At 43.8% G+C, this 21,993-nt stretch carries 24 protein-coding genes and 1 pseudogene; 16 read left to right on the top strand and 9 right to left on the bottom strand.

From position 1 onward, the window contains the following. Positions 1–270 precede the first annotated feature (270 nt). The 4 genes from ABID27_RS07615 to ABID27_RS07600 all read left to right on the top strand — a co-directional run bounded on the left by ABID27_RS07615 (position 271) and on the right by ABID27_RS07600 (position 3,308). The gene (locus ABID27_RS07615) at positions 271–786 is read left to right on the top strand and encodes an FUSC family protein (protein ID WP_253365465.1); all 516 of its coding nucleotides are present in this window, start codon (positions 271–273) and stop codon (positions 784–786) included. A gap of 74 nt (positions 787–860) precedes the next feature. After that, positions 861–1,223 carry a MerR family transcriptional regulator gene (locus ABID27_RS07610; protein WP_253365467.1) on the top strand — a complete coding sequence of 121 codons (363 nt, stop codon included), beginning with the start codon at positions 861–863 and terminating at the stop codon, positions 1,221–1,223. A gap of 27 nt (positions 1,224–1,250) precedes the next feature. Continuing rightward, positions 1,251–2,597 carry a type I glutamate--ammonia ligase gene (gene glnA / locus ABID27_RS07605; protein WP_354281355.1) on the top strand — a complete coding sequence of 449 codons (1,347 nt, stop codon included), beginning with the start codon at positions 1,251–1,253 and terminating at the stop codon, positions 2,595–2,597. 186 nt (positions 2,598–2,783) lie between these two features. After that, positions 2,784–3,308: a CHAP domain-containing protein gene (locus ABID27_RS07600; RefSeq protein ID WP_354281353.1), complete on the top strand. Its 525-nt coding sequence runs from the start codon at positions 2,784–2,786 to the stop codon at positions 3,306–3,308. 77 nt (positions 3,309–3,385) lie between these two features. Here the strand turns inward: ABID27_RS07600 and rnjA are convergent, their stop codons facing one another. Together rnjA and ABID27_RS07590 are read right to left on the bottom strand one after the other, a co-directional pair. After that, on the bottom strand, positions 3,386–5,068 hold the full coding sequence (rnjA, locus tag ABID27_RS07595) for a ribonuclease J1 (protein WP_253365473.1): 1,683 nt from the start codon (positions 5,066–5,068) through the stop codon (positions 3,386–3,388). Between the two features lie 3 nt (positions 5,069–5,071). Continuing rightward, positions 5,072–5,302 (bottom strand): DNA-directed RNA polymerase subunit epsilon, encoded by a 231-nt coding sequence (locus tag ABID27_RS07590; RefSeq protein WP_253365477.1) that lies wholly within the window; start codon positions 5,300–5,302, stop codon positions 5,072–5,074. A gap of 280 nt (positions 5,303–5,582) precedes the next feature. Here ABID27_RS07590 and tsaB point away from each other — a divergent pair, with 280 nt between their 5' ends. The 5 genes from tsaB to ABID27_RS07565 all read left to right on the top strand — a co-directional run bounded on the left by tsaB (position 5,583) and on the right by ABID27_RS07565 (position 8,874). Further along, positions 5,583–6,269 (top strand): tRNA (adenosine(37)-N6)-threonylcarbamoyltransferase complex dimerization subunit type 1 TsaB, encoded by a 687-nt coding sequence (gene tsaB, locus ABID27_RS07585; RefSeq protein ID WP_354281438.1) that lies wholly within the window; start codon positions 5,583–5,585, stop codon positions 6,267–6,269. A gap of 1 nt (position 6,270) precedes the next feature. Next, positions 6,271–6,687 carry a ribosomal protein S18-alanine N-acetyltransferase gene (gene rimI, locus ABID27_RS07580; RefSeq protein ID WP_354281350.1) on the top strand — a complete coding sequence of 139 codons (417 nt, stop codon included), beginning with the start codon at positions 6,271–6,273 and terminating at the stop codon, positions 6,685–6,687. Further along, positions 6,677–7,690 (top strand): tRNA (adenosine(37)-N6)-threonylcarbamoyltransferase complex transferase subunit TsaD, encoded by a 1,014-nt coding sequence (gene tsaD, locus ABID27_RS07575; RefSeq protein WP_354281348.1) that lies wholly within the window; start codon positions 6,677–6,679, stop codon positions 7,688–7,690. The genes rimI and tsaD overlap by 11 nt, the downstream gene beginning before the upstream one ends. A 154-nt stretch (positions 7,691–7,844) precedes the next feature. Next, positions 7,845–8,558 (top strand): AzlC family ABC transporter permease, encoded by a 714-nt coding sequence (locus tag ABID27_RS07570; protein ID WP_435533072.1) that lies wholly within the window; start codon positions 7,845–7,847, stop codon positions 8,556–8,558. Further along, positions 8,548–8,874: an AzlD domain-containing protein gene (locus ABID27_RS07565; protein WP_253365482.1), complete on the top strand. Its 327-nt coding sequence runs from the start codon at positions 8,548–8,550 to the stop codon at positions 8,872–8,874. The genes ABID27_RS07570 and ABID27_RS07565 overlap by 11 nt, the downstream gene beginning before the upstream one ends. A 33-nt stretch (positions 8,875–8,907) precedes the next feature. Here the strand turns inward: ABID27_RS07565 and ABID27_RS07560 are convergent, their stop codons facing one another. The 6 genes and pseudogenes from ABID27_RS07560 to ABID27_RS07535 form a co-directional block, all read right to left on the bottom strand. Then, positions 8,908–10,524, bottom strand: coding sequence for a hypothetical protein (locus ABID27_RS07560; protein WP_354281346.1), 1,617 nt, complete (start codon positions 10,522–10,524; stop codon positions 8,908–8,910). A 14-nt stretch (positions 10,525–10,538) separates the two neighbouring features. Next, a complete protein-coding gene (locus ABID27_RS07555) occupies positions 10,539–11,243 on the bottom strand; it encodes an ABC transporter ATP-binding protein (RefSeq protein WP_354281344.1) in 705 nt (234 codons plus the stop codon). 91 nt (positions 11,244–11,334) lie between these two features. Next, positions 11,335–12,030 (bottom strand): annotated as a pseudogene (locus tag ABID27_RS07550) (GNAT family N-acetyltransferase). A 14-nt stretch (positions 12,031–12,044) separates the two neighbouring features. Further along, entirely contained in the window at positions 12,045–13,217 is a 1,173-nt protein-coding gene (gene aao / locus ABID27_RS07545) for an aminoacetone oxidase (RefSeq protein WP_354281342.1), read from the bottom strand. A 58-nt stretch (positions 13,218–13,275) separates the two neighbouring features. Next, positions 13,276–13,485: a DNA/RNA non-specific endonuclease gene (locus ABID27_RS07540; protein WP_253365490.1), complete on the bottom strand. Its 210-nt coding sequence runs from the start codon at positions 13,483–13,485 to the stop codon at positions 13,276–13,278. 3 nt (positions 13,486–13,488) lie between these two features. Beyond that, entirely contained in the window at positions 13,489–13,791 is a 303-nt protein-coding gene (locus ABID27_RS07535) for a hypothetical protein (RefSeq protein ID WP_253365492.1), read from the bottom strand. A 165-nt stretch (positions 13,792–13,956) separates the two neighbouring features. On the opposite strand from ABID27_RS07535, the gene ABID27_RS07530 reads away from it, so the two are divergent. From ABID27_RS07530 to ABID27_RS07500, 7 genes are all read left to right on the top strand, one after another. Continuing rightward, on the top strand, positions 13,957–14,454 hold the full coding sequence (locus tag ABID27_RS07530; protein WP_253365493.1) for a DUF536 domain-containing protein: 498 nt from the start codon (positions 13,957–13,959) through the stop codon (positions 14,452–14,454). Positions 14,455–14,603: 149 nt separating this feature from the next. Further along, positions 14,604–16,652: a BglG family transcription antiterminator gene (locus tag ABID27_RS07525; RefSeq protein ID WP_354281339.1), complete on the top strand. Its 2,049-nt coding sequence runs from the start codon at positions 14,604–14,606 to the stop codon at positions 16,650–16,652. Next, on the top strand, positions 16,646–16,930 hold the full coding sequence (locus tag ABID27_RS07520; RefSeq protein WP_253365499.1) for a PTS sugar transporter subunit IIB: 285 nt from the start codon (positions 16,646–16,648) through the stop codon (positions 16,928–16,930). The genes ABID27_RS07525 and ABID27_RS07520 overlap by 7 nt, the downstream gene beginning before the upstream one ends. 29 nt (positions 16,931–16,959) lie before the next feature. After that, entirely contained in the window at positions 16,960–18,303 is a 1,344-nt protein-coding gene (gene ulaA / locus ABID27_RS07515) for a PTS ascorbate transporter subunit IIC (RefSeq protein WP_253365500.1), read from the top strand. Position 18,304: 1 nt separating this feature from the next. Then, positions 18,305–19,147 (top strand): transketolase, encoded by an 843-nt coding sequence (locus tag ABID27_RS07510; protein ID WP_354281337.1) that lies wholly within the window; start codon positions 18,305–18,307, stop codon positions 19,145–19,147. A gap of 1 nt (position 19,148) precedes the next feature. Further along, positions 19,149–20,072 carry a transketolase family protein gene (locus tag ABID27_RS07505; protein ID WP_354281335.1) on the top strand — a complete coding sequence of 308 codons (924 nt, stop codon included), beginning with the start codon at positions 19,149–19,151 and terminating at the stop codon, positions 20,070–20,072. A gap of 96 nt (positions 20,073–20,168) precedes the next feature. Then, positions 20,169–21,125, top strand: a complete 957-nt coding sequence (locus tag ABID27_RS07500; RefSeq protein WP_354281333.1) for a glutathione S-transferase family protein — start codon at positions 20,169–20,171, stop codon at positions 21,123–21,125. On the opposite strand, the gene ABID27_RS07495 is transcribed toward ABID27_RS07500, so the two are convergent. Continuing rightward, positions 21,105–21,842: an alpha/beta fold hydrolase gene (locus ABID27_RS07495; protein ID WP_354281331.1), complete on the bottom strand. Its 738-nt coding sequence runs from the start codon at positions 21,840–21,842 to the stop codon at positions 21,105–21,107. The two genes, ABID27_RS07500 and ABID27_RS07495, sit on opposite strands and share 21 nt — an antisense overlap. Positions 21,843–21,993 lie beyond the last annotated feature (151 nt).

The following is a 21,993-nucleotide window of genomic DNA, read 5'->3' as shown; positions in this document are numbered from 1 at the left end:
ATCTTTGATTTTGTTGACGCACCCCCGCAAGGCTGATTAGATTGGTCATGAGCTGTGCGAAATGAACCATCAATCAGCTACTGCGAGCCGTGAAGGCTAGAAAAAGCACCGTTAGGTGCTTTTTTCTATGCATTGTGTTGTAAAAGTGGAGCAAGACCTTCTTTTTTCTGTCTTATAGATAACTAGGGCAGTGAGAGGATTCCATAGCTAGGTATGAAAAAATCAGGGAGAAATTGATAAAATATTGCTTTTCCGTGATAAAATAGAAGTATGTTAAAAAAGTATCGTTTTGATCCTAAGAAATTTAAACTTGGGATGCGCACTTTTAAGACGGGGTTAGCAGTGTTTGTGCTTGCTCTGGTTTTTGGTGTCTTAAAGATGGATGGCCTGCAGATTGCAGCGCTGTCAGCAGTGTTTAGTCTCCGTGAAGATTTTGATAAAAGTGTACATTTTGGTTCATCGCGTATCTTAAGCAATTCTATCGGTGGTTTTTACGCGCTTTTGTACTTCCTTTTGCAGGATTGGTTCCATGGACAATATTGGGTAACGGTCATTTTTATCCCAATTTTTACAATGTTAACAATTATGACTAACTATGCCATGAATAATAAGGCTGGGATTATTAGCGGGGTCGCAACCATGCTGATTATCGCTCTCTCCATTCCAGCTGGGCACTCGATTCTCTATGCAATTAGTCGTGTATTTGAGACTTTTATAGGAGTTTTTGTGGCTATCATGGTCAATTCAGATATTGATAGCCTTAGAAAACGTCTTAAATCCGAATGATGTTAGAAGTTCTAACATAAACTCTTGACGACATGGAAATAATCCAATATAATGGTATTCAGAAAGGAGCTTTCGTGAGAGAAAAAGAATTACGTCGTTCATTAGCGGTCTTTCCAATTGGTTCAGTTATGAAATTGACAGATTTAACAGCTCGTCAAATTCGTTATTATGAAGAACAGGGATTGATTGAGCCAGACCGAAATGAGGGCAATCGCCGCATGTATTCGTTAAATGACATGGACAGATTGTTGGAGATTAAGGACTACATTGCAGATGGCTACAATATTGCAGCCATTAAGCGTGAGTATGAAGCCAAGGAATTGGCCCGTAAGCAGACCTTATCTGATAGTCAAGTCCGTCAAATCTTGCACGATGAGCTGACGAAGGTGGGAGGATTTACCACCTCACCAAATGGTTTTAACTCATTCCGTTTTTAAGTATTGGTTTCTACAAAGGAGAAAGAAATGCCGATTACAGCTGCTGACATTCGTCGCGAAGTCAAAGAAAAAAATGTTACCTTCTTACGTTTGATGTTTTCAGACATCTTGGGTGTGATGAAAAATGTTGAAATTCCAGCTACAGAAGAACAGTTGGAAAAGGTTTTGTCTAACAAGGCTATGTTTGATGGTTCCTCTATTGAAGGTTTCGTTCGGATTAACGAGTCTGACATGTACCTTTATCCAGACTTGGATACATGGACTGTCTTTCCTTGGGGAGATGAAAATGGTGCAGTTGCAGGTTTGATTTGTGATATCTACACAGCAGAGGGCGAACCATTCGCAGGTGATCCTCGTGGTAACTTGAAACGCGCCCTTCGTCACATGGAAAAAATCGGCTACAAGTCTTTTAACTTGGGTCCAGAGCCTGAATTCTTCCTTTTCAAATTGGATGAAAATGGCAACCCAACTCTTGAAGTCAATGATAAAGGTGGCTATTTTGACCTAGCTCCAACAGACTTGGCAGACAATACACGTCGTGAAATTGTCAACGTCCTCACTCAAATGGGCTTTGAAGTAGAAGCTAGTCACCACGAAGTCGCTGTTGGTCAGCATGAGATTGACTTCAAATACGCAGACGTCTTAAAAGCTTGTGATAATATTCAAATTTTCAAATTGGTTGTTAAGACTATTGCCCGTAAACATGGCCTCTATGCAACCTTTATGGCTAAGCCAAAATACGGCATTGCTGGTAGCGGGATGCATTGTAACATGTCTCTTTTCAATGACAAGGGTGAAAATGCCTTCTTTGACGAAAAAGACCCACGTGGTATGCAATTGTCACAAGATGCTTACTATTTCCTTGGTGGCTTGATGAAACATGCTTACAATTACACGGCTATCATCAATCCAACAGTCAACTCTTACAAGCGTCTGGTTCCAGGTTATGAAGCTCCGGTTTACATCGCTTGGGCAGGTCGTAACCGTTCACCGTTGATCCGCGTACCTGCTTCTCGTGGTATGGGAACTCGTTTGGAATTGCGCTCGGTGGATCCAATGGCTAACCCTTACTTGGCTTTAGCTGTATTGTTGGAAGCGGGTCTGGATGGTATCGAAAATAAAATCCAAGCACCAGCACCAGTGGAAACAAATATTTATGCCATGTCAGCTGAAGAACGTAAGGCAACAGGTATTATCGACCTTCCTTCAACTCTTCACAATGCCCTTAAGGCGCTTCAAGAAGACGAAGTGATCAAAGAGGCGCTTGGAAATCATATCTTTACAAACTTTATCGAAGCTAAACGCATTGAGTGGGCAAGTTATGCAACCTTTGTCTCTCAATGGGAAATTGATAATTATTTGGACGTTTATTAAACAGAAAGCCTCGGGAATTGAGGCTTTTTAATATGGGTATTCAAATCATAAGAATTCTGTAACATTTGTAACACTTTCTTCATCTAGATGTCACAAAAAGACGATATGCTATAGTCTGTTGAAATGAGAGGTACATTTGTGTTACAAAAGAAACAATATTTAATTTTACTAGGTTTTGTGTTCACAATGCTTCTGTTTGTAGGAAGTCCTAAGGCACAAGCAGCAATAAAGCCTGCGGAAACCAGTAAAAGTTTAGTGGTAAATTTGTCTAAGACATCGTCAACAGTTTCTGCTAAGGTTGCTGAAACGAGTAAGACGATGAAAGTGGAGAAAGTAGCAAAAGAAGAAAAGCCAGTAGTTGTGATGACCCCTAATACTTATGCAGTGGGTCAGTGTACATGGGGAGCGAAAGAGTTGGCACCTTGGGTTGGTAATAACTGGGGCAATGCGAATGATTGGGCGGTAAGTGCAGCAGTGGCTGGCTTCACAGTTGGCGACACACCCAAAGCTGGTGCGGTTATGGTATGGTCAGACGGTGGTTTTGGTCATGTGGCAGTCGTGACAGAAGTGGCAGCAGATGGGATGGTTCAAGTCAAGGAAGCGAATTATGCTGGTAATCCAGCTATCAACAATTACCGTGGTGCTTTTAATCCGAAAACGGAATCAAGCAATGCGGTCGTGTCTTATATCTACGCTCCAGATACAAAATAAGAAAAGGTTGGACAGAAGTCCAGCCTTTTTATGTTGGGCAAATAAAAAAACTAGCCTGGAGGGGCTAGTTACAGATATTAGTCTTCGTCTGGTGTGAGAATCATTGGGATAATGATTGGTTCACGTTCTGTCTTTTCATAGAGGAATGGACGAAGTGCATTGACTACGGCGCCATTAACCGTTTGAATGTTAGCATCTTTGTTCTTCAAGGCGATACGAATAGCGTTGAAGAGGATGCGTTGGCTTTCACGGATCAGGTCTCCTGACTCACGCATGTAGATAAAGCCACGGCTTAGGATGTCCGGTCCAGCCAAAATCATTTGTGTCTTGAAGTCGACAGTTGCGACAGCAAGAACGACACCGTCTTCTGATAAATCGCGACGATCTTTGAGGACGGCTGCACCAATCTCACCGATCCGATTTCCGTCTACGTAGATGTCTTGTGCGTTGAAATGACCTGAGATACGAGCAGAATCCTTGGTTAGTGCTAGCACGTCACCGTTTTCCATGATAAAGATATTTTCTTTTGGCACACCAGTATCAACGGCTAAGCCAGCATGGATTTTCTGCATACGGTATTCACCGTGAACAGGCATGAAATATTTTGGTTTAATCAGGCGGAGCATGAGTTTTTGCTCTTGCTGACCACCGTGCCCAGATGTATGGATATTATTGACCTTACCGTGAATAACTTCTACACCTGCTTCAATCAAGATGTTAATCAGCTTGTTGACGCCGGTTGTATTGCCTGGAATTGGGCTAGATGAGAAGATAACAGTATCACCAGGTTGCAATTGCACTTGGCGGTGTGTTCCATGGGCGATACGTGAAAGTGCGGCCATAGGCTCACCCTGGCTCCCTGTACAGAGAATCATGACTTCGCCAGCAGGGTATTCTTTAATCTCGTTTCCTTCGATAAAGGTCCCTTCAGGTGCTTTGATATAGCCTAATTCAATACCATTTACGATGGCTTTTTCCATTGAACGTCCGAAAACGGCAATCTTTCTACCCGTACGAACGGCGGCTTCAACGGCCTGTTGCAGACGGAAAATATTGGAGGCAAAGGAAGCAAAGATAATACGTCCGTGGATGCCTTCGATGATTTTCATGATGGATTGGCCAACGATTTTTTCCGAATTGGTAAAAGTTGGAATCTCAGCATTTGTAGAGTCGGATAGAAGACAGAGAACGCCTTCTTCGCCAAGAGCTGCCATGCGATGGAGGTCAGCGGGTTCTCCAACTGGTGTAAAGTCAAACTTAAAGTCTCCGGTACAGACGATTTTCCCTTGAGGGGTGTGGATAACAATTCCTAAAGGTTCTGGAATAGAGTGAGTCGTACGGAAGAAGCTAACCTTGAGGTTTTTAAATGTGAGAACGGTATTTTGGTGGATCTCATGCAGGGTTGCATCGCGTAAGAGCCCGTGTTCTTCTAGTTTGCCACGGATTAAGGCTAGGGCCAATGGACCTGCATAGATAGGAATATTGGCTTGTTTGAGGAGGAATGGAATACCCCCGATGTGGTCTTCGTGACCATGGGTGATGACAAGTCCTTTTACGCGGTCAATGTTTTCAACGATGTAAGAGTAGTCTGGGATAACGTAGTCAATCCCGAGTAGATCATCTTCAGGGAATTTGATACCAGCGTCAACGATGATAATCTCGTCCTGGTACTCGATACCGTAGGTGTTCTTCCCGATTTCTCCCAAACCACCAATGGCATAAACGCCAACTTCTTGAGGTTTTAGATTGATAGATGACATGGATTAGAACTCCGTAAGTTTGAAATCTGCGTGAGCTTTTTCGTACTCAAGGTGGTTTTCAGAGAGTAATTCGATGAATTCGATATTGTAGCTTGTGTTTTCTTCGACTAATTGGCGCGCGATAATGCGTCCTTCCAATTCAGTAGCTGCATCTACTTCTAAGTAAAGTGAGACAGTTTGCTCGCGGCGAGGAGAACGCTCTTTTGTTTCTTGGTAAAATACTTTATAAATCATAAGTTTCCTTTCTGTTGCAACGATTGTCCGGAAAAATACCAGATAGGTTAGCCAGCTGGTAAATGGGTATGCAATTTTTCCGAGTAATAGTAATATTTTTTGAACGTAGCAATTACATTTATTATATCATAAATGATACGGTTGTAAAAAGAATTGGCAGGGAAAATGTAAAATGCAATCGTTTTCACAAACGTTTTCAGTTGCAAGGAAAGTCCATGATTTGAAAAAATGAGGGAGATAGCTTACAATAGTGGATAAGAGAAGAGAAAGTGATGATTCGATGAAACTATTAGCATTTGATACCTCTAGTCATGCCTTGTCTGTAGCGATTTTAGAGGGACAAACTTTATTGGCTGAAACCAAGGTTACTGTTAAAAAGAACCATAGCGTCAGTCTCATGCCGACGATTGATTTTTTGATGGCGAAAGTTGGCTGGAAACCGAGTGATTTGGAGCGCATTGTTGTCGCGGAAGGTCCGGGTTCTTATACAGGATTACGGGTGGCTGTTGCGACAGCTAAGACCTTGGCTTATGCTTTGAAAATTGATTTGGTCGGTGTGTCTAGTCTGTATGCCTTGACACAGGTCGGTTTTGACGGCTTGATTGTACCGTTGATGGATGCACGCCGCAATAATGTCTACGTTGGCTTTTATGAAAATGACCGGTCTGTTGAACCAGATCACCATGCTAGCTTTGAGGAGGTCTTGGAGCAGTTGCAGGGGCAAGAAAATCTGGCCTTTGTTGGAGAAGTAGAGGCTTTCCGTGACCAGATTGAGGCAGCTCTGCCGCAGGCTAAGATTATTCCGAGTCTACCTTCAGCAGAATGGATTGGTTTAGCTGGTCAGGACTTGCCAGCTGTAGATGTGGAAGCTTTTGTACCACGTTATTTAAAACGTGTGGAAGCAGAAGAAAATTGGTTGAAGAATAATAGCGAGTCCAATCCGGCTGATTACATCAAGCGAGTATAAGATGGCAGATAGCAAATATGTAGAAGCTGTTTGGGAGATTTTATCGGATGTTTATCCGATGGCTCCTTGGAATAAAGAGCAGATTGCAGCAGATATGGACCAAACTCAGACCCAGTATTTTTTTGTGGAGCAGGACGGGGAGATCGTTGGTTTTCTGGCAGTGCAAGATTTGGCGGGCGAGTTGGAAATAACCAATATCGCTGTGAAAACAGCCTATCAGGGTCAAGGTTTAGCTGGACATTTGCTAGAGCAGTTACAGATGGTATCGGGGTCGATTTTCCTAGAAGTTAGAGAGGGAAATCTGGCGGCGCGTGCCTTGTATCAAAAGTATAGCTTCAAACAGATTGGCTTACGAAAGAATTATTATCGTGCGCCGGTCGAGAATGCGGTCATCATGGAGAGAAAAAATGAAGGATAGATATATTTTAGCCATAGAGTCGTCGTGTGATGAGACCAGTGTGGCAATTTTGAAAAATGAAACGGAACTCTTAACCAACATCATTGCTAGTCAAGTTGAGAGCCATAAGCGTTTTGGTGGGGTGGTGCCAGAGGTAGCCAGCCGTCATCATGTCGAGGTTATCACGACTTGTATTGAGGATGCCTTGGTCGAGGCGGAAATTGCAGCGGAGGACTTGGATGCGGTAGCTGTGACCTATGGACCGGGCTTGGTAGGAGCTCTCTTGGTAGGGATGGCTACTGCGAAAGCATTCGCTTGGGCGCATGGTCTGCCTCTCATTCCGGTCAATCATATGGCTGGTCATCTGATGGCGGCGTGTGAGGTAGAGGAATTGCAGTACCCCTTGATGGCGCTTTTGGTTTCAGGTGGGCACACAGAGTTGGTTTATGTGAGTGAGCCGGGAGAGTATCGGATTATCGGGGAGACGCGCGATGATGCGGTTGGCGAAGCTTATGACAAGGTTGGTCGCGTCATGGGATTGAACTATCCAGCAGGGCGCGAGATTGATCAGCTGGCTCATAAAGGACAGGACATTTATGATTTTCCGCGTGCCATGATCAAGGAAGATCACCTGGAATTTTCATTTTCAGGGCTTAAGTCGGCCTTTATCAATTTGCATCACAATGCTGAGCAAAAAGGAGAAGAGCTGGTAACAGAGGATTTGTGCGCTTCATTCCAAGCGGCTGTTTTGGATATTTTGCTAGCAAAGACGCAAAAAGCTTTGGAGCAATATCCTGTTAAGCAGCTTATCGTCGCAGGTGGCGTGGCGGCCAACCAAGGTTTGCGAGAACGCTTGGCTCAGGACATCAAGGATGTACAAGTGGTCATCCCACCTCTTCGCCTCTGCGGAGACAATGCAGGGATGATAGCCCTAGCAGCTGCAGTTGAGTATGACAAAGGACACCGTGCAGACTGGTCGCTCAATGCCAAACCAAGTCTAGCATTTGACAGTGTGGGGATGTGAAAGTAAGCCTAGGATTTTATCCTAGGCTCTTTACTATTTTGTAGTACAACTACCAAAAAATCGAATTGCTAGAGAGTGAGAATAGAGTTTATTTTTAAGAATTTTCTGAAAATTACTTGACGAACGTCTCCAACTAGCCTATACTAGAAGGGATATGGTTGGAGGAGAGTTTGTGAAGAAAACATTTGTTCACGGGATGCGGGATGCGATTCCGGTTGGATTAGGCTATGTTTCGATTGGTTTGGCTTTCGGGATTGTGGCTGCAGGAAGCGGTTGGTCCTGGTGGGAAGTTGCGCTGTCTAGTATCTTGGTTTATGCAGGTTCAGCCCAGTTTGCGCTGGTTTCTCTCTTGTTGACAGGGGATTCGCTGTTGGCGATTGCCATGACGGTTTTTTTGATTAACCTGAGAAATATGCTCATGAGCTTACACGCGACAACCTTTTTTAAAAAAGTTCCTTTGTGGGAAGGACTGTTCATTGGTAGCTTGATAACGGATGAATCGTATGGGGTTCTGATGGGAGAAGCGGTGCACAATCAAGACATCACGACTAGTTGGATGCATGGAAATAATGTCTTTTCCTATCTGTCATGGATTGTGGCGACTATCGTCGGTGCTCTTCTGGGAGCCATGATTCCAAATCCGATTGGGTTTGGCTTGGACTATGCCTTGGTTGGAATGTTTATCGGGATTTTTATCGGTCAATGGGAGGCCATGGCCTTGTCAGAACCAGTGAAAAAGTTAGTGGTGATACTGGCAGCAGTGACGGTAAGCTTTTTTGTAGCTCTCTTGGTGGTGTCACAAGCAGCAGCGGTATTGATAGCAACCCTGTGTGGTTGCCTAGTAGGGGGGTATTTGGATGGAAACTAGTTATCTTTTGTGGGCTATTGGTCTGTCTGCCTTGGTAACCTGGGTGCCACGGGTCTTTCCTTTTATCCTGGTCAAGTACAGTAGTCTTCCGAAAATTGTCGAACGTCTGCTCAAGTACCTTCCGGTGACAATTATCTTTGCCTTGACTCTGTCTAGCCTTGTTTCTAAGGAAAAAGGAGCCGTTTTTCCAACCTTTTTATGGTTAGAAATTTTGGCTAGTATTCCTACATTTTGGGTGGCTTATCGCTATAAAAATCTGCTTTGGACTGTTGTGGCAGGAATTATTATAATTGCCATGTTACGACTTGTTTTTTAGACAAATAAGAACCAGGGATTTTATCCCTGGTTCTTATTGTTTCATACGAAATGTCTGTGGAGCTCTTTTCAGCAACATCATATAACCAATGCCGACGTAGAGGAGGAGAATGAGAGAAATCCCCAATACATAGAGGTTGCTGGTAATATGGAGTTGAGTGTTGAGGTAGGCTACCCAATAAAGTGCCCCGCTCAGCAGTTTGTAGGCAGGATTGGTAACTTCCATGTCTTTTGTAAATGGTTGAAGGATGTAGTAGATAAACAAGTCATGGAAGGAAAAGAGGGCTGTGAGACTGGTCAGAAGCAAGGCTAAAAGTGCAATTGTTCCGATCGAGTAGCGAAAACCACCAAAGGCCAAACAAACCAAGAAAATGCAGAGGGCAGAAATACCATTGTACTGAGTGGCTTTGAAAAAGCGATACTGGAATCCAGCTAAAATGGCCCGACCTTCCCGGTAGAATGGGTAGTGTAGCATGGCGATGTCACAATTGACAAAGACCATTTGGGCAATGGGGCGTCCCATCGAGCAAGCATACATAATCATGAAGGCAAAGGGCATAAATCCGATGAGTGCTTTTTCAGGGAGAAATTCATGGGTATAGATAGCAAAACCGATACCCGCTATACCGGCTAGACCGATACAGATTAAGCGGGTACGCAGTTGTTTCCACAAGATAGACCGGTAACGCTGAAAGAGAAGGGCGTTCAGATAGGCCATTCCAGAAAGATTGAACAGGTCTTTTTTATCATCGAGGGTCAGCTTTTCCTTCATTTGCAAGCCTTGGCGGGTGTATTGGTTGCCCGTTTTTAATTGGGCGACTCGCTGATCTGATTGCAAGGAATCCTCCATGCGGCTGAGGAGAAATGCATCCAATTCAGGGAAATGCTTCATGTAGAAACTGCAGCCTAGCAATAGTAGAATTTCGAGAATGAACAGGATCGGAAGGATTTGCGGGTTAAGAAAAGAGTGGAAGATGATAATAGGAATAGCTAGGACAAAACCAGAAAGGCCCATTATCCACCAGAGGCTCTTTTGCGTTTTAGTTGACAATTGCTTGTCAAATGTTTGCCGCCCCAGAGAGTAGCCCAAGAGTGTCATAGCAATTGGAGTCAGGAACCCGACTGGGAGATACCACCAATTTGGGGCTAGAAGGCTAAAAACGATGAAAGCAGGCAGGTAGAAGATAGCCGTGATAAGTGGCTGTAGCCAGATTTTTTCAAGGAGAATGGTTCGTCGAGGTAGTTGGAAAAAGTCCATGAAATCTCGCTCGGCTTTTGGGATGACACTAGAAAATGCATTTCCGCACTGAATATCTAGCCCGACAATTAGCCACCAGAGTAGGAAGCCCAGCAGCCACGAATTCTCATGAAGGGCGAGTGGGGTATCGGAGTTGGTTAGGATATTTGTCCAGAAAAGCCCCACACCAAAATAGAGTGCTAGCCAGAGGAATTTGATGAGGATTTGCCAGGGGATAGAGAGGATGGAAAAGAGGATATAGAGCCCCGTTTTTAAATCATTCGCCTGATAAATGGTGTCGGGAATGTACCGCCCGACAAGGGGGAATTTTCGGAGGTAGTAGAAAAATCCGTTGATGGACTTGTGGACATCGTAATTTTGCCGATGCCAGGCTAGTTTTATGATATCTTTCATAGGCCTTCTCCTACTTATTTGTCGGATAAAATGTCGACGATTTCTTGCTCGAAATCTGCATCGTGTAAACGTTCAGCCGGTATTTCTTGAAAATGCTGATGGTGAAGGAGGACAATCTCGTCGCATAAATCTTGAGCCAACTGTAAGACGTGTGTTGAGAAGATGACGATGGAGTCCTTTTTAGCAGAGCGGATGAGCTCCTTGAATTCGTGGGCAGCAACGGGGTCAAAAGAGGTCAGCGGCTCATCCAGTAGGAGAACGGGTGGTTGGGCAATCAAGGAAGTAATCATCTGGACCTTATTTTGCATACCATGAGAAAAATCCTTTAGCAGTCGATGCTGGTCTTCTGCCGTGATACCGGCTAGCAGTAGCCAGTCTTCAGGGCTGCGGTTGTCTTTTAGTTTTTCCTTGTGAATGTCCATGAAAAAGCGGATGAATTCAAAGACAGTCATAAAAGCAGGCAGCTGCGGTGTGGCTTGATTAAGAGCGATGTCGGTATTGTCATAGGCAAGGGTGGCAGTAGCATCGTCAGCCTGCAGGCCAATTTCTCCGCCATCAAGAGGAAGATTTTTGGCGATACAGTTGAAAAGAGTTGTCTTCCCAGCGCCGTTTCGCCCCAGTAGCCCATAAATTTTCCCTTGTTCAAATGTAAAGGATGTATCTTGGAAAATAACTTTTTGGTCAAATTTTTTTGAAATAGATGAGAGGGTGAGTTTCATAGGGAATTTCCTTTTTGTTTTATATACACAATACAATAAAACAAATAAAAAATCAAGCGTTTTCAGCTTGAGTGGGTTTTGTCAGGTTGTGTTAATTAATAGTAGAGAGGCGTGTTTTTTGCAGACCATTTTCGTCAAAATTTTCAGCAGTCAGCCAATCTTCCAAGCGTTTTTTATTGGTGGGTCATTCCTTATCTAGGATGGAAAACCAATTGGTATCGCGATTTCGCCCCTTGTAGACAGCGGCTTGTCGAAGGGAGCCTTCGTAGGTAAATCCAAGGCGTAGAGCGGCATTATGACTCGGTTGGTTAAGGGAGTCGCATTTCCATTCATAACGGCGGTAGCCCAAGTCTTCAAAGACGTACTTCATCAGGAGATACTGGGCTTCTGTGGCCTGCCGTGAGCGTTGCAAAGTGGTTGAATAGACAACCCAGCCCATCTCAAGGACGCGGTTTTGTGTGTCAATCCGCATAAGTGCAACTGTTCCAAGAGCTTTTTTGCTAGTCTTGTCTACTATAGCAAAATGAAGCGGGTCTTTTGACGCAACCATTTGCTGAAAGTAGCTTGTAAAACTATCTTTATCTGTAAAAGGCTCTATCGGGAGGTAAGTCCAGTTTTGGAGAGGGCTAGTGGGTTCGTAGACTTCATAGAGGTCATCAAGGTGCTTTTCGGTGAGTTTTTCAACGAGTACGGTTTGGCCTTCTAGGACTTCTACTTGTGGGATGGCACCGGAGGTAAAATCAGCCAGTGCGTCGCCGATGGTTTGATTGAATGGATTGAGTTGCATGCCTTTTCTCCTTTTTAGTAATGCAGGCTACCTGCGACCCAGCCTGTACAGAGGCAGTAAGTGATATTAAAGCCGCCTGTGTGGGCGTTGATATCCAAAACCTCGCCGGCAAAATGCAGACCTGGAACAGTCTTGCTCTCCAGTGTTTTTGGATTGATTTCAGATAGGTCTACGCCTCCTTTGGTGACAAAGGATTTGGCGAGAGACATCTTTCCTGTAATCTTGATAGGCATAGTCTTGATGTCTAAGAGGAGCGTTTCAAGCTGCTTGTGGCTCAGTTGCTTAACTTTCAAGTCATAACCTTCGGCGAAAAATTCTGCCAAACGGTCAGGCATGAGGTCTTTAAGGCAATTTTTGACTGATTTTTCTCGATTCGCTTGGAAATGACTGGCTAATTCCTCTGATGAAATCGTGGGAATGACATCTAGATAAGTTGTTTCTCCCCCTTTTACAAAGCTAGAGAGGCGAAGAGCGGCAGGACCGGACAGGCCAAAATGCGTAAAGAGCAAGTCGTGGGTAATCTGGTGCTTGTCGTAGGTCAGGGTCACATCGTCCAGAGAAATCCCTTGGAGTTTTTTATGAGGGAAGTCTGTTAAAATAGGACTTTCAGCGGCTTCCAGGTCTGTTACCTTGAGTTTGAAATGCCGCGCAATCTCATGACCGAAACCGGTTGAGCCAGTGGAAGGATAGGATTTTCCACCAGTTGTCACAATCAGCTGTGGAGCGGTAAAGAGTTGGTCGGCCGTTTTCACCTGAAAAAGGTCATCGATTTTTCGGACGGACAAGACCTCGGTCCCTGTTCGAATGTCCACACCTAGCTCCAGCATTTTCATTTCCAGTGCTTTGATGATAGTCTGTGAACGGTCTGTTGTCGGAAAGACTCGTCCGTGGTCTTCGACTTTTAGTTTGATACCATTTTCTTCAAAGAAATTCATGATATCATGGTTGTCAAACTGCGAAAATACGCTATAGAGAAAGCGTCCATTGCCAGGGATTCCAGCTAATAGGTCTTCCAAGCTACCGTTATTGGTGACATTGCATCGGCCACCGCCCGTACTAGCTAGCTTTTTTCCTAGACGCTTATTTTTTTCAATTAAGAGTGTATTTTTTCCATAAAATTTGGAGGAAATAGCCGCCATCATACCAGCAGGACCTGCTCCAATTACGATCGTATCAAATGTATTCATGGGCTTATTTTACCATAAAACAATAGAAGCACCTAGTTAATAAGTGCTTCTCATCTGTTTATTCTTTACTTGTGTGGCGTTTTCCTAGGTTTAGAGCTTCTTGTTCAGACATGGTAATCACATTGTCCCAGTTGGTATTGGCTGGCATGTTGCCGCTATCCATTCCACTGTAGTTGCCCGAGTTGACCCAGGCAGTTAATGGTGTTAGATTACGTAGTTCATCGTTGAGACCGCTAAATTGATAGCCAATAAGGTGCCCACGATTCATGACCTAGGCTTTTTTGCTACCGTTTGAATAGTAAAAACGATAGTTATGCCAGCCGACGGAATTAGCCTTGATACGGGCCATCCGCATTTGCCGTGGTTGGTCGGCAGTATTTAGCTGGATGTGGACGCTACTTGCTCTGTGAAATTGGTCCAGCTCTCCTAGTTGAAGTTGCCGCTGTGCCTGAAAAGGAAGGGTACCGGCTTCTTGGGAAATATTGTCTGCCTGTAGCTGGATAGAAAATGAAAAGCAAGTTCCCAATACGAGACTGAGGGTCAGAAATAATTGTGCAAGTCTTTTCCGATACATAATCGCTCTCCTAAAGGTGATGTTAGTTTCATTTTAGGATATTCAATAGGAAAAATCAAGATAGATTTTGATTTGCCACTTTATTCCCCTATATTTGACAGTTAATAGGGGTTGTGGTAAGATTTTAATGATAGAATCTAGAAAAATCAAGCGATTGAGGAAATTATGGGAATTGAAAAAACAGTCAGCGAATTAGCTGAGATTTTAGGGGTCAGCCGACAGGCTATGAACAATCGTGTCAAATCCTTACCTGAAGAATTTGTTGAAAAAAACGATAAGGGCGTGACGGTTGTTAACAGAGCTGGTCTGATTAAGCTGGAAGAAATTTACAAGACCACTATTTTTGAAGATGAGCCAATCAGCGAAGAAGTGAAGCAACGTGAGCTCATGGAGATTTTGGTGGATGAGAAAAATGCAGAAATCATTCGCCTGTACGACCAGTTGAAAGCAAAAGACAAGCAGTTGGCTGAAAAAGATGAGCAGTTGCGTGTCAAGGATGTACAGATTTCTGAGAAAGACAAGCAGTTGGACCAACAGCAACAATTAACCTTGAAAGCCATGGCTGATAAAGAGACATTGAAGTTGGAATTGGACCAAGCCAAAGCACAAGTAGAAGAAGAACAGACCAAAAAAGGATTCTTTGCAAAACTTTTTGGGAAATAATGAGAGCTGAGAGATTTCTCGGCTTTTTTTGATTTTCAGAGATGATTGCTTGAGCACAATTGAAAGGGAAAGTACAGACTATTCGATTGGGCTCAAATAGACTAGAAAAGAAAAATGAAAAGGGTTACAATTTAGACAAGGAGAAGGAAATGATTGATAATCGTGCCATCACCATTTTAATGGAATTATTTGGAAATCAGGAACTCAGTCTTTATGAATTAGGTGTTCAGACAGGAGTTGAAAAGGAAGGTCTGTTGACTAGTATGCAACAAGTCAATGACTTATTACGGGATAATGGATTTTCGACGATTGATTTTCAAGATGGAGTTTACCGCGTTCCAGAGAGTTTGAAGGAGAATCAGTCTCTTATTTTTGAATTATTGAGGAGCCGCGAGGTTTATCTATCTCAGGAAGAGCGGCGCGTGTTGATTTATCTCTACACCTTTATCCGAAAAGAGTTCATATCAAATGTTCATTATCAGGATTTGCTTAGTGTCAGCAAGAATACAACCTTGACGGATATCAAAAATGTTCGAGACTTGTGTCGGCAGTTTGGACTTGAGTTTCAATACACTCGGTCTCAAGGTTACCATTTGCTCGGTCGCGAGGAAGATAAGCATCGGCTAGCTTTTTATGCCATTAGTGACTGTCTCAAGTCGCCAGTCGGTATCTGGGCTTTGGATTATATCCTACGTTCTTGGGGAGAAGCGATCAAGCGAGAATGTATCAAGCCGTTGAGTTTTCAGCTTTGTCAATTTTACCAACTATCTCCTTTAGAAGATCGATTGGATGAATTTCTTTACTTTCTCCAATTTTTAGCGATTCGTAGAAAACGTATCAGCGTAGAGGTAGATTGGCAGGTAAGCGAAGTGTCTCAGACAATCCAAGAGGTTGTGGCCCAACTATGGGAACACTTGGAACAGGCTGATGACAGCGTACCGAGTCTGACAGATTCTTGGAGAATGTATTTGGCTCATCTTTTGCAAGGTTGTTTGGAAGGACAGGCTGTAGAAGAAGATGAATTTTTCTCAAATCTGACTCTTGCTATTGTAGAAGAAATGGAGCGCCTCTCGCTCATTAGTTTTGAACGGCGGAAGGATCTGTTGGAAGGATTGCGAAAGCATCTGATACCAGCTTACCATCGCTTGAGGTCACGGACGTTTACCATCAATACCTATACGGAGGTCATAAAGGAAGAACACAAGGATTTGTTTGAAATTGTCAAGAAAGCCTTATCTCCCTTAGAAGAAGCCATTGGCTTTCCTGTTCCAGATGGAGAAGTTTCTTACTTTGTCATCCACTTTGGAGGGTATATTGAAGCGGTGCAAGAGCGAAGTTTTCGCTACCGTGCCTTGGTTGTTTGTCCAAATGGTGTCAGCTCGTCCTTGATTGTAAAGGAAAATCTCAAGCAACTTTTCCCAAATATATTCTTTGCCGACGCGCATTCGGTAGCGGGATTGCAGCAGATTGACCAAGATGAGTATGACATGATTTTTTCAACAATCAAGCTGGAAACAACATGTCCATTTTTCCTAGTGCCACCGATGATGAGTTTAGGGCAAAAACGAGAATTGTTTCACTTGGTAGGACAAGAATTTGCAAATGCAGGTTATTTTCCTATCGAAATCGAGCAGCTCATGACCCTAATTGGCAAGTATGCGACCGTTCATCGCGAGCAAGCATTAAAATATGAATTAGTCCAATTTCTAAATGAAAAATCTTATGAAAGGAAGGAAAGAAGTCCTATGTTAGAGGAATTGATTACCAGAGAAACCTATCAATATCGGGCAGGCAAGCTATCTTGGCAGGAAGCTATCGCTCGTGCTGCTGAGCCTTTGTTAGCCCAAGGAGCGATTGAGGAATCCTATGTGGGTGCCATGGTGGATAAGGTCATCGAATTTGGGCCATTTATTGATTTAGGAAAGGGGGTTGCCATTCCGCATGCTCGTCCGGAAGATGGTGTCAATCGGATTGGTATGTCCATGCTGAAGCTGGATGAGCCAGTCTACTTGCTGGATGATGCTAGTCATGAAATTCGTCTGATCATCTGTATCGCAGCGGTCGACAATCAAACCCATCTCAGAGCTTTATCTCATTTGACAGCTATATTGAGAGAGCCAGAAAAATTGCAACAACTTGTCGAGTCAACTGACTTCGACGCTATTAAAGATTTATTAAAGGAGGATACAACATGCTAAGAATTGGTACTGCATGTGGTTCAGGTTTGGGTTCAAGTTTCATGGTTCAAATGAATATCGAATCCATTTTGAAAGAATGGGGCGTCTCAGACGTTCAAGTGGAACATTATGACTTGGGTGGAGCAGATCCAAGTGCCGCAGATATTTGGATTGTCGGTCGCGACTTGGCAGATTCTGCAACGCATTTAGGAGATGTTCGTATTTTAAATAGTATCATCGATATGGATGAACTACGTGAATTGATTATGGGCATTTGCAAAGAAAAAGGACTTGTATAAGTTAGGGTTGCTCAAAAAGGAGAGAAAATATGTTAGATTTTTTAATTGATATTGCGAAAACTCCCGCAATTTTGGTAGCGTTGATTGCTATTTTAGGTCTTGCCTTACAGAAGAAATCTGCATCGGATTTGCTCAAGGGCGGTATCAAAACCTTCGTCGGCTTTATCGTAGTAAGTGGTGGTGCCACTATTCTACAAACCTCGCTACAACCGTTTGGTCAAATGTTTGAACATGCCTTTCATTTGAAAGGTGTTGTCCCAAATAACGAAGCAATCGTCGCGCTCGCGCTAGATAAATTTGGTACAGCGACATCCTTGATTATGTTGCTAGGGATGGTCTTTAACATTTTGATTGCCCGCTTTACACGCTTCAAATATATCTTCTTAACAGGTCACCACACACTTTACATGGCTTGTATGATTGCCGTAATTATGACAGTTGCAGGCTTTACATCAGCAGGTTTGATTGTGATGGGTGGTTTGGCTCTTGGTATCATCATGTCTCTCTCACCAGCCTTTGTACAAAAATACATGGTGCAGTTGACAGGCAATGACAAGGTTGCTCTTGGACACTTCAGCTCGCTGGGTTACTGGCTCAGTGGATTTGTTGGTGGACTTGTTGGGGACAAATCAAAATCAACAGAAGATATTAAATTCCCTAAAGGTTTGGCATTCTTGCGTGACAGCACAGTTAGTATCGCCCTTTCTATGTCTATCATTTACATCATCGTAGCCATTTTTGCGGGTGGTGCTTATATTGAAAAAGAATTGAGTAGTGGTACAAACAGTATCGTCTATGCTCTCCAACTTGGTGGTACATTTGCAGCTGGTGTCTTCACAATTCTTGCAGGGGTTCGCTTGATCTTGGCAGAAATCGTACCAGCCTTCAAAGGTATTTCTGAAAAATTGGTACCAAACTCTAAACCAGCTTTGGACTGTCCTATCGTGTATCCATCAGCTCCAAATGCTGTATTGATTGGTTTTATTTCTAGTTTTGTTGGCGGTTTGGTCAGCATGTTGATCATGATTTTGACTGGTGGCGTTGTCATCTTACCAGGTGTCGTTCCGCACTTCTTCTGTGGAGCAACAGCAGGGGTAATGGGGAATGCTTCAGGTGGTATCCGCGGCTCAATCGTTGGTGCCTTCATGCAAGGTGTCTTGATTAGCTTCTTGCCAGTATTCTTGATGCCTGTCTTGGGAGACCTTGGCTTTGCAGGTTCAACCTTCTCTGATGCTGACTTTGGTTTGTCAGGTATCTTCCTTGGAACCTTGGCCAATAAAGGCGGTGTTGTAGCTGTATCCATCGGTATCTTTGCGGTTCTTGCAGTGATGGTAGCTATGACAGTTCTTAAGAAAGACAAGAAAGAGGCTTAAGATGAAAGAAGAGTTGAAAAAACTAGAAAATTTTGCAACTGAAATCCGTTACCATACGCTCACAACTCTCAATCATTTGGGATTTGGGCATTACGGAGGAAGTTTATCAATTGTCGAAGTTTTGGCAGCTCTATATGGCGAAATTCTCGATGTAACAGTCCAGAATTTCTCGTCAACAGAGCGTGATTACTTTGTATTGTCAAAAGGCCATGCCGGTCCAGCTCTTTATAGCACCCTCTATCTCAAGGGATTTTTCGATCATGACTTTTTGTGGAGTCTCAATACAAACGGCACTCGCTTGCCATCTCATCCAGACCGCAATCTAACTCCCGGTGTGGATATGACGACTGGTTCCTTGGGTCAGGGAGTCAGTGCAGCAACTGGAATTGCCTACGGTCAAAAAATCAAACACAGTCCGCATCTTACCTATACCATTGTTGGGGACGGCGAACTAAACGAGGGACAGTGCTGGGAAGCGGCTCAGTTTGCAGCGCACCAACAATTATCCAACCTCATCCTCTTTGTAGATGACAATAAGAAGCAGTTGGATGGCACGACAGATGAGATTTGTAAGACCTTTGATTTTGCAGAAAAATTCCGTGCATTTGGCTGGGAAACTGTCCGTGTGGATGGATCAGATATTGCGGCGATTATTGGAGCTGTTGAAGAGTTGAAAGCCAGCTCATCTCCTCAACCCAAATGTATCGTGCTTGATACGGTGAAAGGCCATGGAGTCCCATTCTTGGAAGAAATGGCTAGCAATCACCACTTGCGTTTAACCAGTGAATTGGAAGAGCGTTTGGAACAAGCCGCTGAGGAAGTGCGACAAGGATTGGAGGGATAGCATGAGATCAGCAAAAGAAATGCGAAAAGTCTACAGTGATTTCTTGGCAGAATTCGGTCAGGAAGATAAAACGATCGCAGCGATTGAAGCAGACCTATCTAGCTCCATGTCGACCAACCAGTTAGGGGCTATTCTTGGGAAACGTTATGTCAATGTCGGTATCATGGAGCAAGAAATGATTGGGATTGCAGCTGGTCTTGCTGTTCAAGGTTTTAAACCTTATGTTCACACTTTTGGACCATTTGCCAGCCGACGAGTGTATGACCAGGTTTTCCTTTCTCTCGGATATGCACAGTTAAATGCGACGATCATTGGGTCTGATGCGGGGGTATCTGCTGAAATGAATGGCGGAACTCACATGCCGTTTGAAGATTTGGGTCTGATGCGGTTAATTCCTAAAATGCGTGTTTATGAAGTCAGTGATGATGTTCAGTTTGCGGCAGTTTTGGAAGAAACCTTGGCTGGTGAACACTTGAATTACATTCGGACTATTCGTAAGGCGCCGACAGCCATCTATCAAGGTGGTGAGGATTTTAGCAAGGGTTATTGCATTTTACGAACAGGTGCTGACGCAACCATTGTTGCCAGCGGGATTATGGTGGAGGAAGCCTTGGCGGCGGCAGAGAGCTTGGCTGAGCAGGGAATAGATGTTCAGGTTATCGACCTTTTCCGTATCAAGCCGATTGATCCAAGTTTAATGGAGCACTTACTTGGTAAACATGTCATCACAGCAGAAAATCACAATCGTATTGGCGGCTTGGGAAGCGCTATTTGTGAACTGCTTGCTAGTCAATCTCAGACACCAGTTTATCGTGTCGGTGTTGAGGAAGCATTTGGACAAGTAGGAAAAATGGACTATCTAAAAGAGGTCTATGGTTTAACAACACAAGCCATTGTCGACTTGGTAACTTCGTTACTGAAATAAACAGAAAAGATCGGGAACTCACTCTCGGTCTTTTAGTCTATATTTTTGCAAAAACCAATAGATAGTGATAATATAAAGTCAAAATGGAGGTAAGCTATGGGATTGTTAGTAGAAGGAAAATGGGTTGACCAATGGTATGATACCAAGAAGTCAGGTGGACGTTTTGTGCGGACCAATGCGCTCTTTCGGAATTGGATTACAGCGGACGGTTCGGCTGGTCCGACGGGAGTTGGCAGTTATCAGGCAGAGGCGGGGCGTTATCATTTGTATGTATCTCTTGCTTGTCCATGGGCCAGTCGTACCTTGATGATGCGGGCCTTGAAGGGGCTAGAGGACATGATTTCTGTATCGGTTGTGCACCCGCTCATGTTGGAAAATGGCTGGACCTTTGCGGACGGTCCTGGTGTGGTTGCAGATCCGATTTTGGAGGCGGATTATTTGCATGAGATTTATACTCATGTTCAGCCTGACTATACGGGGCGCGTGACGGTGCCGGTTCTCTACGATAAAAAGACAGATACCATTGTCAGCAATGAGTCGGCGGATATTATTCGCATGTTTAACTCGGCTTTCGACCAGATTGGTGCAAAAAAAGGAGACTATGCTCCTGCTGCCTTGCTTGACGAGATTGATGCCATGAATGAAACAATTTACCACGCAGTCAATAACGGTGTCTACAAGGTTGGATTTGCTACGGACCAAGCTGTCTACGAAGAGGAATTAGGTCATCTTTTTGCGGCTTTGGATGAGTTGGAGGCCTTGTTGAGCACGCAAGAATACCTCGTTGGCAATCAATTTACAGAGGCAGACATTCGTCTCTTTACAACGCTCGTACGTTTTGATGCGGTTTACTATGGGCATTTTAAGTGTAATCTCAAGCGCTTGGTAGATTATCCACATTTGTGGCAGTATACGAAAAAAATTTACCACATGCCAGGAATTGCGGCAACGGTAGATTTTGGCCATATCAAACAACATTATTATGGTAGCCATAAGACCATCAATCCAAATGGGATTGTACCTGTGGGACCATTACTGGACTGGAATCTCTAGAAATTCACGAATGACCTGGGCAGTTTGCTCAGGTTTTTCTGTGTGTGGACTGTGCCCGCAATCAAGACTCGTGTTGAGATGGATATGCTGGGGGACAGTAGCCAACATTTGCTGTTTGCTATCCAAGGTTTCCTTGTCAGACTGGGCGATGAGAAGAGTGGAGCAGGTTACTTGAGAAAGAAGATTCTCAAATTCTCTCTGAAGGCGAATCAGCTCAAGGATGCTCTCTTGGTTGAGATGAAAGCGATAGGCGTCGTCTTTCCAGATAAAGGTCTCACGAATAGCCTCTTCCATGTGGCGAGACCAGTAGGGGGCGCTAGCTTTTTCTTGCTCGATAATGGCCTCAATGTCTGTGAAGATGGTTTCTTTTAAGAAATTTTCTGTCCCAGCCAAGGCTTCTTCCAGAGATTCGAAGCTGTCAAATTGGAAATATCCCCCATCCAGCAGGACCAACTTTTCTAATTGAGGAAATTGTATAGCCAAGAAAGTTGCCAGATTTGCCCCCATGGAATGAGCGATGAGATAGAAAGGGGCAGAGGTATCAATTTTCGCTGCAAACCAATCTCGCAATTCAAGAGGGCTAGTGACCATGTCTTGCATATTTTGACCATGACCAGGCAGGTCGATATAGACCAAGGTTTGCCCCAGAAATTCTGCCAACTCTTTAACCTGGTGGCGATTGCCTCCCAGACCACCTAAAAAATAAATCGTGTGCATAGCTCTCTCCTTCTTTTTATCATCATTATAGCATAGTTATGTTTGAAAAAACTCCAACTAAAAAGAGACAAATCCCAACTAATTTCCTATTGATAGTTGTTTCCTTTGGGTTTATACTGTGATTGTCAAGAGCTCAAGATGAATAAAACAA

It is taken from the genome of Streptococcus gallinaceus (assembly GCF_040545695.1).
Classification (GTDB): Bacteria; Bacillota; Bacilli; order Lactobacillales; family Streptococcaceae; genus Streptococcus; species Streptococcus gallinaceus.
This window is presented reverse-complemented; position numbering and strand designations above follow the sequence as displayed.